This window comes from Meridianimarinicoccus zhengii (assembly GCF_003254465.1).
GTDB lineage: Bacteria > Pseudomonadota > Alphaproteobacteria > Rhodobacterales > Rhodobacteraceae > Meridianimarinicoccus > Meridianimarinicoccus zhengii.
This window is the reverse complement of record NZ_QDFI01000101.1, coordinates 1-13,589: the sequence shown is the minus strand read 5'-3', so window position 1 is coordinate 13,589 and position 13,589 is coordinate 1. Positions and strand designations below refer to the sequence as shown.

General features: G+C 68.3%; 11 protein-coding genes, 1 tRNA gene and 1 pseudogene. 5 read left to right on the top strand and 8 right to left on the bottom strand.

Annotated features, from left to right (window positions below):
* The first annotated feature begins 120 nt into the window (after nucleotides 1-120).
* Together DDE13_RS20380 and DDE13_RS20375 are read left to right on the top strand one after the other, a co-directional pair.
* On the top strand, nucleotides 121-1,548 hold the full coding sequence (locus DDE13_RS20380) for a YbaY family lipoprotein (protein ID WP_111406063.1): 1,428 nt from the start codon (nucleotides 121-123) through the stop codon (nucleotides 1,546-1,548).
* 88 nt (nucleotides 1,549-1,636) lie between these two features.
* On the top strand, nucleotides 1,637-2,380 hold the full coding sequence (locus tag DDE13_RS20375) for an SDR family oxidoreductase (RefSeq protein ID WP_111406062.1): 744 nt from the start codon (nucleotides 1,637-1,639) through the stop codon (nucleotides 2,378-2,380).
* A gap of 48 nt (nucleotides 2,381-2,428) precedes the next feature.
* Here DDE13_RS20375 and DDE13_RS20370 read toward each other — a convergent pair whose 3' ends face one another.
* The 5 genes from DDE13_RS20370 to DDE13_RS20350 form a co-directional block, all read right to left on the bottom strand.
* Entirely contained in the window at nucleotides 2,429-3,073 is a 645-nt protein-coding gene (locus DDE13_RS20370) for an aspartate/glutamate racemase family protein (RefSeq protein WP_111406061.1), read from the bottom strand.
* Between the two features lie 16 nt (nucleotides 3,074-3,089).
* Nucleotides 3,090-3,932, bottom strand: coding sequence for an ABC transporter permease (locus tag DDE13_RS20365; protein ID WP_111406060.1), 843 nt, complete (start codon nucleotides 3,930-3,932; stop codon nucleotides 3,090-3,092).
* Between the two features lies 1 nt (nucleotide 3,933).
* Nucleotides 3,934-4,845, bottom strand: coding sequence for an ABC transporter permease (locus tag DDE13_RS20360; RefSeq protein WP_111406059.1), 912 nt, complete (start codon nucleotides 4,843-4,845; stop codon nucleotides 3,934-3,936).
* A gap of 83 nt (nucleotides 4,846-4,928) precedes the next feature.
* On the bottom strand, nucleotides 4,929-6,206 hold the full coding sequence (locus DDE13_RS20355; RefSeq protein ID WP_111406058.1) for an ABC transporter substrate-binding protein: 1,278 nt from the start codon (nucleotides 6,204-6,206) through the stop codon (nucleotides 4,929-4,931).
* Between the two features lie 48 nt (nucleotides 6,207-6,254).
* Nucleotides 6,255-7,250 (bottom strand): ABC transporter ATP-binding protein, encoded by a 996-nt coding sequence (locus tag DDE13_RS20350; RefSeq protein ID WP_235868795.1) that lies wholly within the window; start codon nucleotides 7,248-7,250, stop codon nucleotides 6,255-6,257.
* A gap of 248 nt (nucleotides 7,251-7,498) precedes the next feature.
* On the opposite strand from DDE13_RS20350, the gene DDE13_RS20345 reads away from it, so the two are divergent.
* Nucleotides 7,499-8,329 carry a GNAT family N-acetyltransferase gene (locus DDE13_RS20345; protein WP_235868794.1) on the top strand — a complete coding sequence of 277 codons (831 nt, stop codon included), beginning with the start codon at nucleotides 7,499-7,501 and terminating at the stop codon, nucleotides 8,327-8,329.
* 21 nt (nucleotides 8,330-8,350) lie between these two features.
* Here DDE13_RS20345 and DDE13_RS20340 read toward each other — a convergent pair.
* The 3 genes from DDE13_RS20340 to DDE13_RS20330 all read right to left on the bottom strand — a co-directional run bounded on the left by DDE13_RS20340 (nucleotide 8,351) and on the right by DDE13_RS20330 (nucleotide 11,201).
* Nucleotides 8,351-8,426 (bottom strand) — tRNA-Val (locus DDE13_RS20340).
* Between the two features lie 262 nt (nucleotides 8,427-8,688).
* On the bottom strand, nucleotides 8,689-9,792 hold the full coding sequence (locus tag DDE13_RS20335; RefSeq protein WP_111406057.1) for a ParB/RepB/Spo0J family partition protein: 1,104 nt from the start codon (nucleotides 9,790-9,792) through the stop codon (nucleotides 8,689-8,691).
* A 14-nt stretch (nucleotides 9,793-9,806) separates the two neighbouring features.
* On the bottom strand, nucleotides 9,807-11,201 hold the full coding sequence (locus tag DDE13_RS20330) for an AAA family ATPase (RefSeq protein ID WP_111406056.1): 1,395 nt from the start codon (nucleotides 11,199-11,201) through the stop codon (nucleotides 9,807-9,809).
* Nucleotides 11,202-11,792: 591 nt separating this feature from the next.
* Here DDE13_RS20330 and DDE13_RS20325 point away from each other — a divergent pair.
* On the top strand, nucleotides 11,793-13,127 hold the full coding sequence (locus tag DDE13_RS20325) for a replication initiation protein (protein ID WP_111406055.1): 1,335 nt from the start codon (nucleotides 11,793-11,795) through the stop codon (nucleotides 13,125-13,127).
* Between the two features lie 104 nt (nucleotides 13,128-13,231).
* A pseudogene (locus DDE13_RS20320) lies at nucleotides 13,232-13,589 on the top strand (hypothetical protein); the annotation flags it as partial.

Here is a 13,589-nt window from a genome sequence, read left to right as displayed (position 1 = left end):
CCGCCGCCCCGTCCGCGCGGCGCTGATCCGCGCCCGCGCGGCGGACCGGCCCTTGCCCCGGCGCCGCCGCCCCGGCATGCTCCATCCGACTCGATCCAGCACCGGACCCGGAGCCCGCCGATGATACCGTTCTCCCGCGCCGCGACGCCCCTGGCCGCTGCCCTCTTCGCCGCGCTGGCGGGGGCCACATCCGCGGACGTGCTCGAAGGCACCGCGACCTACAGGGAACGGATGCTGCTACCCCCCGGCGCGACCTTCGAGGCGGTGCTGGAAGACATCTCCCGCGCCGACGCGCCCGCCGTCGCACTCGGCCGCGTCACCCGGACCGATCCCGGCGCGCCGCCCTTCGGTTTCGCCATCGACTACGACCCGGACGCGATCGACCCGCGCCTGACCTATGCCGTGCGCGCGCAGGTGCACGGTCCCGACGGCAGGCTGATGTTCACCACCGACACGGTGGCCCCCGTTCTGACCCGCGACGCGCCGGACAGCGTGGACCTGATGATGATCCGCGTCGCCGACCAGGCCGACGCAGGCGACGACGCAGGCCCGCCGCGCCCCGTCCACGGCCTGAACCTGCCTGCCAGCTTCACCGGCACGCTGCCTTGCGCCGATTGCGCGGGCATCGCCCACCAGCTCGATCTTTTTCCCGGGCAGGGGTTCCACCTGCGCCGCGACTGGCTGGGGCGCGACGACCCGCTGGTCCAGACCGACCGCGGGCGCTGGCATCTCGACCCCGCGACCGGCGCGCTGGTGCTGGGCGATGTGGACGGCGACCCGATCCGCTGGCAGATCACCGGGCCCGACAGCCTCCGGCTTCTGGCGCAGGACGGCAGCCCGATCCTGTCGGACCTCCCCTATGACCTGACCGCCGATGCCGGCGCCAACCCGCTGCCCGTGGCGGGGGCCATGACCGGCGCCTTCGTCTATTTCGCCGATGCCGCGCTGTTCGAGGACTGCCGCACCGGCCTGCGCGTTCCCGTGGCGATGGAGGGTGGATACCTCGCGCTCGAACGCGCCTACCTGGATGCTGGCGCGGACCCCGCAGCCCCGGTGCTGGTGACCGTGCAGGGCGACATCGCCAGCCGTCCCGCCATGGAAGGCCCCGACCGCCCGACCCTGCGGGTGGACCGCCTGCTCGGGCTCTGGCCCGGTGAGGATTGCGACCGAAACCGCGCGCAGGCGGGGCTGGTGAACACCTACTGGCGGCTCGACCGGCTGGGCGATGCGCCCGTCGCCCCCGTGCCCGACGCGACCGAACCGCACATGGTGCTCCTGCCCCCCGCGCCGGGGGAGGGGGTCCGCGTCGCCGCCACGGCGGGCTGCAACCGCATGATGGGCGGGGTGGACACCGGGGCGACCAGCGTCGCCTTCGGGCAGATGGCGATGACCATGATGGCCTGCCCGCCGCCGCTCGACGCGCTGGAACGCGGCTTCGCCGACGCTTTGCAACAATCCCGCAACTGGCAGGTCGCGGGACAGACCCTGATCCTGACCGACGAGCATGACGCGGTCACGGCGCTCTTCCGCGCCGTCTACCTGCCCTGAGCCGGGACACGCGCCGCGACTGACGGGTGGACATGGCCGCGCCGTGCGTTAGCAAGGGTGAACCATCACGCAGACCGGAAGGACATCCATGACCGCCCCCCGCACCATCCTGATCACCGGCGCCGGCAGCGGCATCGGCCGCGCCACCGCCGAACGCTTCCTGCGGGCGGGCTGGCGCGTGGCGCTCGTGGGCCGCCGCCGCGACGCGCTGGAGGACACCGCCGGAACCGCCCCCGACTGCATGATCCTGCCCTGCGACGTGACCGACGCCGACGCCGTCACCGACGCCTTCGTCAAGGTCGCCACGGAATGGGGGCGGCTGGATGCGCTGTTCAACAACGCGGGCACGGGCCTTGGCGCGCAACTGATCGACGAGATGGACGTGGCCGAATTCCGCCGCGTCGTCGATGTCAACGTCACCGGCATGTTCCTGTGCGCCCGCGCGGCCTTCGGGCTGATGCGGCGGCAGGATCCGCAGGGCGGACGCATCATCAACAACGGCTCGATCTCGGCCCACGCGCCGCGGCCCGGATCGGTCGCCTACACCACCACCAAGCACGCGGTCACGGGCCTCACGCGCACCCTGTCGCTGGATGGCCGCCCGTTCGACATCGCCTGCGGGCAGATCGACATCGGCAACGCGCTGACGGAACTTGCCGCCCCCATCGCCAAGGGCGTGCCCCAGGCCGACGGGTCGGTGCGTCCCGAACCGGTGATGGACGTGGAGCGCGTCGCCGACGCCGTACTGCACATGGCCGACCTGCCGCTCGACACCAACGTGCAGTTCATGACGATCATGGCGACAAAGATGCCCTTCGTCGGGCGCGGGTAACCGCGCCCGCAAATTCAAGCCAAGCTGGGCTGACCCAGCGCCTCCGGCTCAGCCCAGCATCGCCGCCATCAGCCGCGCCGCCGCCGTCACCCCGTCGATGGCGGGCGCGCCGGTGGCGGCGGTGATCCGTTCCGGCAGGCCGACCATCCCCGCGCATCCCAGCACGATGGCGCCCACCCGGTCCTCGGCCAGCGCCGTGCGCGCCTCGGCCAGGATGGCCACGTCCGCAGCCGCCGGGTCCGCCTCCAGCGCCAGCACCGGCACGCCGCTCGCGCGCACCCGGCCCAGCCATGGCGAAAACCCCGTCCGCGCGATGTTCTCTTCCAGCACCGGGATCGACACGGCCAGGGTCGTGACCACCGAAAACCGCCCCGCCTGCAACGCCGCCATGTGATACGCCGCCTGCCCGATCCCGATCACGGGGCAGGCGGCCAGCGCCCGCGCCTCCTCCAGCCCGGTATCGTCGAAACACCCGATGATGATGCCGTCCGCCCCGCCATCGCTGGCCTTCTGCACCAGCGGCAGCAGGTGCGGCACCGCCGCATCGCCATCCGCCGCCCCCTGGATCGCGGGCGGCCCGCCATGGGATGTCCAGCCCTCGACCCGCAAGCCGGGGGCCGCCGCCTGCGCGCCCGCCGCCATGGCCGCGGTCATGCTTTCGGTGCTGTTGGGGTTGATGATGACGATTCTCAAGACGCGCGCATCCCCCTCACACCATCCCCTTGCCCGCATCCGACCCCTGCCGCGCCCGCCGGCGCCCCATGGCCCAGACCGTCAGCAGGGACACCCCGATCACGATGAACGAGAATATCGTCGTCAGCGTCCCCAGCGCGAAGATCACCGGCGTCGTCACGTTCGTCGTCATCCCGTAGATCTCCAAAGGCAGAGTGTTGTAGCTCCCCGCCGTCAGCAGCGTCCGCGCGAACTCGTCATAGCTCAGCGTGAAGCCGAACAGCGCCACCCCGATCAGCGACGGCGCGATGATCGGCAGCACCACGTGCCGGATCGTCTGCCACGCACTCGCCCCCTGGTCGCGCGCGGCTTCCTCGTAACTCCGGTCAAACCGGTTGAACACCGCGAACATGATCAAAAGCCCGAAGGGCAGGGTCCATGTCAGTTGCGACCCGAAGCCCGAACTCGCCCAGTGAATCCGCAGCCCCAACTGGTTGAAGATCAGCCCGACCCCGAGCGAGATCAGGATCGACGGGATCACCAGCGACGTGATGATGAGATAGAACAAAAGCCCTGACCCGACGAACCGCTTGCGGAACGCGAGCCCGCCCATGACCGACACCACGATGGTCGTCACCATCACCATCAGCCCCAGTACGAGCGAGCGCGAAAAACTGCCCCAGATGTCGCCGACCTGCTGCTGTTCGAACAACTCGCGGAACCAGTGCAAGGACGTGCCGCGCATGGGGAATGTCAGCCCGCCCTGCGGCCCCTGAAAGCTCAGGATCGCGATGGTGATCGTCGGGCCATAGAGAAAGATCAGGAACAGCGTGAAGAACGCCGCGAGCACATAAAAGGATCGGGGGCGCCTGCCATCCATCCTAAAGCTCCTTCCGGATATCGACGAAGCGCAGCAGGATGCCGATCACGATCAGCACCGTGGCCAGCAGCACCACCGCCGTCGCCGCCGCAGACGGGTATTGCAACAGCGCGATGTCGTTGGAAATCAGCCGCCCCACATTCGCCGACTGGCTGCCCGACATGAAGCGCACGGTGATGAAATCGCCCATCACCAGCGTCACGACGAAGATCGACCCGATCATGATGCCGGGCTTGGTCAGCGGGATGATGACATGCACCAGCGTCTGGAACCCGGACGCGCCGTTGTCATATGCCGCCTCGATCAGTGACTTGTCGATCCGCATCATCGTGTTGAAGATCGGCACCACCATGAACAGCGTATAAAGATGCACGAAGGTCAGGATCACCGAGAAATCGGAAAACAGCAGCCAGTCCAGCGGTTCGTCGATCACGCCCCAGGATATCAGCGTGGAATTGGCGATCCCGTTGCGGCCCAGAAACGGAATCCACGAAATCATCCGGATGATGTTGGAGGTCCAGAACGGGATCGTGCACAGCAGGAACAACGCCACCTGCCAAGTCAGGCTGTGCACGTGGAACGCGAGGAAATAGGCGACCGTGAACCCGATCACCAGCGTGAAGACCCATGTGATCGCGGCGTATTTGAACGTGTTCAGGAACACCGAATAGGTGACGGGCGAGCCGAACAGGAACTCGTAATTGTCGAACTGGAAGGCGGGGTAGATCGAAAACTCCGTGGCGCCCCAGAAGCTGACGATCACGATCATGATGATCGGCAGGATCAGGAACAGCGCCAGCACCAGCGCCAGCGGCGATGCCAGCAGCCAGCCCACCACGTGGCGCGACAGCGCCAGTCCCCGCGGCGCCTGCTTCGCCGCGTCCCGCGCGGCCGGTGTGTCTAGAACCGCCATGTCATCCTCTGCCGGGATCACCCGGAAACGGGGGCACCCGGCCGGCCCGCCCATGGGCAGGATCGGCCGGGGCCTTCGTCACGTCACGCCGCGATGAACTCGTTCCACTTGCGGACCATGTACTGGTTCTCGTCCATGACCGCGTTCCAGCAGGCCACGGCGCCCATCCGGTCGTAGAACGACCCGCCGTCGCGCACCGCGCCGGCCTGGTCCATCACGTCGCCGGTCGGGCTGGTGATCTCGGCGGTGGCGGGCTTGCCTTCGAACCAGTAACCCCACTCGTTCTCGGTCATGAATTCCTTCGACGTCTCGGGCACCGCCGAATAGTATCCCTGCCGCATCAGGTAGCCGCCGACCCAGCCGCTGAGGTACCAGTTGATGTAGTCATAGGCCGCGTCCAGCTCCATGCCCGACAGCGACTTGGACAGGCCGATCCCGCCGCCCCAGCTGCGATAGCCTTCCTTCAGCGGCTGGTAGACACACGGGATGCCGCGCGACTTCACCGCCGTGATCGCGGGCGACCACATGGACTGGATCACCACCTCGCCCGACGCCATCAGGTTCACGCTCTCGTCGAAGGTCTTCCAGAATGCGCGGAACTGGCCCGCCTGCTTGGCCTCGGTGAAGATGGCGAAGGTCGCGTCGATCTCGTCGCGGGTCATGTTGCCCTTGTCGCCGTACTGGATCTCGCCCATCGCCTCGCAGACCATGGCCATGTCCATGATCCCGATGGAGGAGATGTCGAGGATCGACGCCTTGCCCCGGAATTCAGGGTTCAGCAATTCGGTCCAGCTCTCGATGGGGCGCCCGATCAGGTCGGGCCGGATGCCCAGCGTGTCGGCGTTGTAGATCGTGGGGATCAGCGTCATCCAGCCGGACTCGTTGTCCACGAAATCGGTCCCGCCCGGTCCTTCGACAAAGCCCACCGTATGCGGCGCGGTGCCCTGCGCGATCTCGCTTTCGGGGGTCAGCTTGCCGTCACGGAAGATGCCCACGATCTTGTCGTAATTGGCGATCCGGCTGGTATCCATCGCCTGCAGGTTGCCCGTCGGCCAGACCTTCTTGCAGATCCAGTACTCGATATCGGCGATGTCGAAACTGTCGGGCTGCGTCGCCGCGCGCTGGGTCACGGCGTCGCTGTCGAGCGCCGTCATCTCCAGCGTGAAGCCCAGGTCTTCCTTCACCTTCAGCGCCACGTCGTTGAGGTTCGACACACCCGTGCCGAACTGGCGCAGCGTGATATCCTTGATGTTCTGCGCCCAGATCATCGGCGCCGGAAACGCCGTCGCGGCGGCGGTGGCCGCGGCCCCCTTCAGCAGCGTGCGGCGGTTCACGCCCGTCTTCGTCGTCTCAACACTCATTCCCTGTCTCCTTCTTCTGGATAAGCCTTTTGGCCCTGTTCGCGGCGCTCACGCCCCCAGCCGGTGCATCGCCGCGTCGTCCCAGGTCAGCCCGACGGCCGCGCCTTCGCTCAGGGGATCGGCGAAGAACCGGTCGTCGGGCATCACCGCGGCGATCTCCTGATCGCCATCGGCATGGATGTTCAGCGTTACCGATGTGCCCTGGTACTCGATCGTGCTCACGCGCCCGCGCAGCCGCGCATTGGCCGGGTCGGTCAGCCCGATCCGGTCGCTGCGCACCGCCACGCGCCCCTGCGCCAGCGCGATCACGTTGTGGCTGCCGATGAAGCGCGCCACGAAATCGGTGCGCGGCGCATCGAACACGTCCCGCGCGGGGCCCGCCTGTTCGATCACGGCGTTGTTCATCACCACGATCTCGTCCGCCAGCGCCAGCGCCTCGTCCTGCCCGTGGGTGACGTGGATGAAGGTGATCCCCAGCTCCCGCTGCAATTTCTTCAACTCGGACCGCATCCGGATGCGCAGGAACGGATCCAGCGCCGACAGCGGTTCGTCCAGCAGCAACACCTGCGGCTGCGTGATCAGCGCGCGCGCCAGCGCCACCCGCTGCTGCTGCCCGCCCGACAATTGCGCGGGCAGCCGGTCCGCCTGCGCCGTCATGTCCACCAGGTCCAGCATCTCCGCCGCCCGCTTGCGCCGCGCAGGCCCGTCCACGCCCTTCATCTTCAGGCTGAAGGCCACGTTCTCGGCCACGCTCAGATGCGGGAACAGCGCATAGCTCTGGAACATCATCGCCGTGCCCCGCCGCGCGGGCGGCAGATGCGACACGTCCGACCCGCCCAGCACGATGGACCCGCCGCTGACCGCCTCATGCCCCGCGATCATCCGCAGGGTGGAGGATTTCCCGCAGCCCGACGGCCCCAGCAGGCAGGCATAGACCCCGGCACGGAAGTGATGGTTGATCGCGTCCACCGCCACGGTCGTGCCATAGCGCTTGGTCAGCGACACCAGTTCCAGATCCGCGGGCTTGGGCATGGTCTGCTGCATGGGCGCTCCTGTTGCGATAGTCTCTTGCTGTCCGCCCAGCCCACCGGGATTGAAGCAATTTGCAGCATTCGCCCGGTCCGGCAGCCCATGCAGGCACCAATTGCACATATAACAGGCATAATTTCCTGTATCGCGCAAGAATAATGCGCAGACCGAAGCCTTTGCGCAACTGCCCGCTCCCCGACCCCGAATCTTGCGCCCCGGCCCGGACCGCGCCACCATGGCACCGCCAGCAGCACGGATCGCCGATGCCCGAAACGCCCCCCAGCCTGCGCCCGATGCGCGCGGATGAACTGCCCGCCATCCTCGACTGGGCCGCGGCCGAGGGCTGGAACCCCGGCGACGACGATGCCCCGGCCTTCTTCGCCGCCGACCCCGACGGGTTCTTCGTGGCCGATGCGGGCGGCGGCCCAGTCGCCGCCATATCCGTGGTCAACCACGACCCCGCCATGGCCTTTCTCGGGCTCTACATCGTGGATCCGAACTGGCGGGGGCAGGGGATCGGCAGGCGGCTGTGGGACCATGCGCTCGCCCATGCGGGGGGCCGCACCGTCGGGCTCGACGGCGTGCCCGCCCAGCAACCGAACTACGCGAAATCCGGCTTCGTCCGCACCGGCGAAACCACCCGGTTCGAAGGCACGCTCGACCCCGCCATGGACCCCGCGATCCGCCCTGTCCTGCCCGGCGACCTGCCCGCGCTCATGGCCATGGACCGCGCGGCGCAGGGCTATGGGCGCGATGCGTTCCTGTCCGCATGGCTCACCGACACCGCGACGCGGCGGACCCTCGTGCTCGGCCCCGGCATCCGGGGCTTCGTGACGCGCCGCACCTGCCGGATCGGCACCAAGATCGGCCCGCTTCTGGCGACATCGCGGGACGACGCGCTGCGCCTTCTGCGCGCCGCCGCCGCCACCGCCGGCCCGATGGTGATCGACGTGCCCGACAGCGAGACCGACCTCACCGCCTTCTGCCACGACGCGGGGATGACGTGCAGCTTCACCACGGCCCGGATGTATCGCGGCACGCCCCCGAAAGCGGGCAATGCCATTGCCACGGTGGCGACGCTGGAACTGGGCTGACGCGCACGGACCGGGGGAGACTGGTGGGTGATGAGGGACTCGAACCCCCGACATCTTCGGTGTAAACGAAGCGCTCTACCAACTGAGCTAATCACCCGCGCGGCCCTGATAGCCAAAGCCGCGGGTGCGCGCAATGGCGCCCGGCCACAAGACCGTGCCGCGCCAAGGGCACCCGTTTACGGGACTACCCCGATCCCGACAGGTACCCGTTTGCGGGGCCCGTTCGCACCGCCCGGCACGGCGCCCGTTCAACCCTGCCCACGCGCCCGCAGGCCCCGTAAACAGGCCCCCAACGACTCCAAAGGCACCCGTCTACAGGACACCGCCCCGGTCAAAGGTACCCGTTTGCAGGACGCCGTTCAGCGCGGTTCCAGCAGGCGCTTGATCTCGAACATCACCGTCTCGACCATGTCCGCATCGACCTGCCGCCCTTCCAGCCGGATGTAGTATCCCTTGCTGTCGCTCTCGCGCCGGATCGTCACGCCGTTATCCAGCCGATAGACGCCGGAGCTGTCGGGTGTGGGCGCGGCGCGGCGGCTGCGCGGGCGCCCGCCGCGCGCGGGCGGACGGATCTCGGCCTCCGCGATCTCGACGATGGGTTCCATGATCTGCCATTCGCTGTCGGGGTCGGTGCCGTGGCCGGTGGCCAGCGCCTCGCGCAGGCGGCTCGCCAGCCCCGCGCGCAATGCCCCCGCCAGACGCAGTCCCGCGCGTTCCGACAGGTGTTCGGGAAAGGCGAGCATGTCGCCCAGTTCCTCGTGCACCAGCGCGAAGGACCGGATCTTCGATCGCTTGCCCTTGGAGGCGGCGTGGAACAGCCCGTTCACCGCCTGCTCCACCGCGTCATAGGCACCCTGCTGCACCGCCAGCACGGCGACCCGTCCGCGTTCATAGGGCGTCAGGCTGGCGCGGATCTCGTTTTCCTCGACCATCGACAGATAGGCGCCCGCGACGCTGCCCGGATGGCGCAGAATCGCCCGGATGGTGCGGTATTCCCGTTGCCCCGTCTCGGCCTCCAGCGCGCGCAGGGCGGCCAGCCGGCGGAACCCCGACAGAAGCCCGAATTTCGGCCCCTCGCCGGGATCGGCGATCTCGAAGATCTCCACCGGCAGCCGCAAGCCACTGACGGAAATGGAGTGTTTCAGCTCCTCCATCGCTTCCGGGTCCATGATCATCCGGTCTCGGGTCAGCTCGTCCGCGACGATCTCGGCGGTGGGGACCTCCAGCAGGATCAGCCCTTCCGCCTCCGCCTGCCGCAGCCGCTCGGCATCCCGCTTGTCGCGGGCGGCCTCGGCCCGCATCTCCGCCGTCGCGGTGGGGGTCAGGGCCGCGGCTTCGGCGGCGACCTGCGCGATGGGGGGCATCCGGGCCGCCCCGCTAGCCTGGGGTTTCGCGGCGAAACCGGCCTCCAGCGATTGCAACTCCTCCGCCGACGGGGCGGTCAGCTTGGTGCGTCGTGCCATGGCTCAGACCCCCCTCATTCCGCCGCGTCGCGGCTGGCCTTGGCGAGTTGCTCGTCCCGCCACCACGACCCGATCAGGATTTCCTTCAGCTCGGCATAGGTGCGGTCGAACGCCTCCCGGCCCCGGACATAGGTCTCGCGGTTGAACTCCCGGTAATCGGCCTCGTAGATGCCGTTCACCTGCTCGCCGGCCTGCCCGACAAGGGCCGTGAATTCCTGTCGGTGGGCGTTCATGAAATCGCCGAAATAGGCCTGGATCACGTTGGCCAGGTCCGTCTGCTGGTTGGCGTCGAACCGGGTGATGATCGTGCGGACCACGTCCCATTCGAACTTCACCTCGTCGATCCCCGCCGCCCGCCGCGCCGCGTTCTCGCCTTCCTCGATGGAGGCGAAGGTCGAATAGAGCATGTCGAAGAATCGCCCCGTCGAGTCGAATTCGAGGAAGCTCGCCCCCAGCGGCACCAGCAGGATATCGGCCGCCGCCAGCGCGTTGATCGTCAGATAGCCAAGGGCAGGGGGCGTATCGAGGATCACCACGTCATAGCGGTTCAGCAGGTCCTCGTCGGCCATGAAGTTCGCCAGTGCCTCCCACAGGGCCCAGCGGCGCAGGTTCATCCGCCAGACGGGGATCTGGAACTCCGCCCAATAGAGGTTCAGCTGCGCCCCGATCAGGTCGATATTCGGCCAATGGGTCGGCTGGACGATGTCGGCGGCAGTGGTCCCGAGCGCCTCGGTCAGGGTCTCGTCGAGCGGCAGGGTCGGCTCCCCCTGCGCCTCCCGCACGGCGTTTTCTTCGGTTAGCTGGCGGGCATAATCCTTGGCGATCAAGGGGAAGACGGTCTTCCACTCGTCGGGCACCGTGCCCCCCATGATCGAGGTCATGGACCCCTGGCTATCAAGGTCCACCACCAGCACCCGGTAGCCGTCCAGCGCCGCCGACATCGCCAGATGGGCCGCGGTGGAGGTCTTGCCGACTCCGCCCTTGAAATTGGCCACGGCCACGACCTTGGCCGGCAGCCCCTTGGGACGGTAGGGCTTGTATTCCTTGGACGCGGCGCCGCCTTCGGCGAAGTGGTTGCGCAGCGAAATGACCTCTTCCAGCGTGAACCACTTGGACCCGCTTGCCCCTTCGCCCTGGGGCAGGTCGGGGTTCTGTTTCAGCACCCGCCGCAGATGGGCCGGGGCCACCGGGATGAGGTAGCGGCAGATCTCCCACGTGGAGAATTTCCGCAGGCGTTTCCGCCCGTCCGGAGCATAGCCGCGCTTGGCCAGATCCTCCCGCCCCCGCGCCGCGAAGGCCGCCGCTTTCGCGAATCGGGCGGTATCGCTAGGGTGCGGCAAGCGTCCGGCGGCGGCCTTGGGATCGAGGTTGAAATACGGCGGGGGCGGGGTATCGGTTTTCCGGGTCATGGATCCTGCTGCGACTGCGTCTTGCCTGATGTGCGCCGTTTCGCGCGATTTGCGCCAAGTATCACACATCGCGCGTTTCGGCGGTATCCCGTTTTCACAGCGAATATTCGTCCATCCCACGCGCAGGTTTCGCCGCGAAACCCATAGAAAGAGACTCTCAAAGGCGACGTCCCCGGTTTAAATCCTTTCGAGTCTTTAAGGACTTTGGCCCGGAAATATCCATTCCTTTCAATGATGTGGCCGCACCTGGGTGCCCGTATGCGGGGCGAGAGGTGCCGGTTTGCGGGAACACGGGTGCCTGCCTGCGGGAGAACGGGGTCCGATTCTCGGGATACCGGCTTCGGGCCGGGCGCAGACCGTGCTTCCGGCGACGCTTTCGGCCCGACGATGTCCCCGCAGGCGCCGCCGCGCCCCAAAGGTGCCCGTTTGCGGGATCGCGGGACGGTCTGCGCGGGACGGCAGCGGCGGCGGGGCGGCCGGCGTGGCCATGGCACCTGCGCGGCGCTTGCGGATGGGTGCCTGATCTGTCAGTCTTCCGGGCAATCGTGGCGGCAGACCACATGATCCGAGGCAGCAGAGCGAACCGGCCCCATGAGCAAGGCGGCGAGAGCGGCGGCGCAGGCCGACCAAACGGCGAAGGCGGACCGCGGCCCGGCCAGCGCCGCGCCGGTGGAGGACATCCCGAAGGACCGGCTGACCGGCCCGTTGCGGCGCGGATCGGTCAAGAAGAACGTCGCCGCCATCCACGTGTCGGGCAAGCTGTCCCTGTTGCAGCGCAAGCTGAGCAACGTGCTGCTGCTCAACGCCTATGACGATCTGGTCACGCGGCCCACGCACCGGATCGACGCGCGCACCCTGTGCCTGATGATCGGCTACAATTCCAACGACATGGAGACGCTGAAGGCCAGCTTGCGCGGGCTGGCGGAGACGGTCGCGGAATGGGACATGCTGGGCGAGGACGGCGAACAGGAATGGGGCGTGTCGGCGCTTCTGTCCTATGCCCGGCTCAAGGGCGGCGTGTGCGATTACGCCTATTCCCCGGCGCTGGCGGCGAAGCTGCACGACCCCAAGGTCTTTGCGCTGATCAACCTGAACATCCAGCGGCGCTTCGCCAGCGGCCATGCGCTCGCGCTTTATGAAAACTGCTATCGTTTCGTGCGCACAGGCAGCACCGGCTGGTGGGACGTGGCCCTGTTCCGCCGCCTGATGGGCGTGGACGGGTCGGATTACTACGAGACCTACAAGCATCTGAACGCCAAGATCATCAAGCCCGCCGTGGCCGAGGTGAACCGCACCAGCAACATCATCGTCACGCCCGAGACGCGCAAGCAGGGCCGGGCGGTGACCGACATCCGGTTCCGCATCAAGCCCAACCCGCAACTGGCGATGATCGACATGGACGATGGCGGGGCCGTGCGGCAGGGCGCGGTCTATGACCGGCTGCGGGGTCTTGGGGTCAGCGACCGGCTGGCGCGCCAGTGGATCGCCGAGCATGGCGAGGATTTTGTCGGCGCGAAACTCGATTACGTGGGGCGGCAGGCCCATGTGAAAAGCCCCGTGCGCTATCTGACGGCGGCGATCCGGGACGGGTACGGCGCGGAGGGCGCTGCTGCGGATGCCCCCGTCCCGCCACCCTTGTCCGCGCCGGTGCCCGTGCGCCCCGCCGATCCCGCCGAGGATGCCCGCGCGGTGCAGCTGGCCCGCGAACGGCAGGGCCGCGCCGCACGGATGGAGCGGGTCCGCGCGGCGGCGGCGGCACGCACCCCCACCCAGCGCGATGCCGATCGGCGGCTGTTCCTGTCGGGGCTGAAGGATCCGCTGGAGCGCGAGGATTTCCAGCGATTCGGCTGGGCGTCGGCGTTGAACGCCCGCGCGATCCAGACATTCTGGGAAGGCTTGCAGCCGGGTCTGTTCGACGGTCTGTAAGGGCCTGGGATTTTTTCGGGATCGAGGGTCTGCCCTGTCCGGTGCAACCGGGTGTTAACGCCTGCCCGTCTAGCCTGCATGTCGTTGAGGGGTAGAGGCGTGCGATGGATCATGGTTTGAACGATGCCGCGCGGCGCGTGGCATGGCGGCTGCGGCGGCCATCGCTGGCGCCGGTGCAGGTCGCGCTGGCGGCGGCGGTGGCGGAAGGGGCGGTGCTCGTCCTTGCGCTGTGGTTCGCGCAATACGCCGCGATGCCGGGGTTCGACGGCGCGGCGGGGCTGTGGCGGGCGCTGCTGGTCGCGGGCTGGGCCGTGCCGGTGACGGCCATGCTGGGGGGGTACCGGCTGGCGCGGCTTCTGGCGGTGTGGCGGGGCTGTGCCGCGGCACTGGCGGGGCTTGGCTGCGGGGTGATCGTGCTCGCGGCGGCCGGGCTGCCCGGTGCCGGCGTGCTGCCGGTCGCGG

Bases quoted from the DNA above. Each gene is read 5' to 3' on its own strand.
- DDE13_RS20365 (WP_111406060.1), bottom strand. From the start codon at position 3,932: ATGGATGGCAGGCGCCCCCGATCCTTTTATGTGCTCGCGGCGTTCTTC.
- DDE13_RS20335 (WP_111406057.1), bottom strand. From the start codon at position 9,792: ATGGCACGACGCACCAAGCTGACCGCCCCGTCGGCGGAGGAGTTGCAA.
- DDE13_RS20360 (WP_111406059.1), bottom strand. From the start codon at position 4,845: ATGGCGGTTCTAGACACACCGGCCGCGCGGGACGCGGCGAAGCAGGCG.
- DDE13_RS20345 (WP_235868794.1), top strand. From the start codon at position 7,499: ATGCCCGAAACGCCCCCCAGCCTGCGCCCGATGCGCGCGGATGAACTG.
- DDE13_RS20325 (WP_111406055.1), top strand. From the start codon at position 11,793: ATGAGCAAGGCGGCGAGAGCGGCGGCGCAGGCCGACCAAACGGCGAAG.
- DDE13_RS20330 (WP_111406056.1), bottom strand. From the start codon at position 11,201: ATGACCCGGAAAACCGATACCCCGCCCCCGCCGTATTTCAACCTCGAT.
- DDE13_RS20375 (WP_111406062.1), top strand. From the start codon at position 1,637: ATGACCGCCCCCCGCACCATCCTGATCACCGGCGCCGGCAGCGGCATC.
- DDE13_RS20350 (WP_235868795.1), bottom strand. From the start codon at position 7,250: ATGCAGCAGACCATGCCCAAGCCCGCGGATCTGGAACTGGTGTCGCTG.
- DDE13_RS20380 (WP_111406063.1), top strand. From the start codon at position 121: ATGATACCGTTCTCCCGCGCCGCGACGCCCCTGGCCGCTGCCCTCTTC.
- DDE13_RS20355 (WP_111406058.1), bottom strand. From the start codon at position 6,206: ATGAGTGTTGAGACGACGAAGACGGGCGTGAACCGCCGCACGCTGCTG.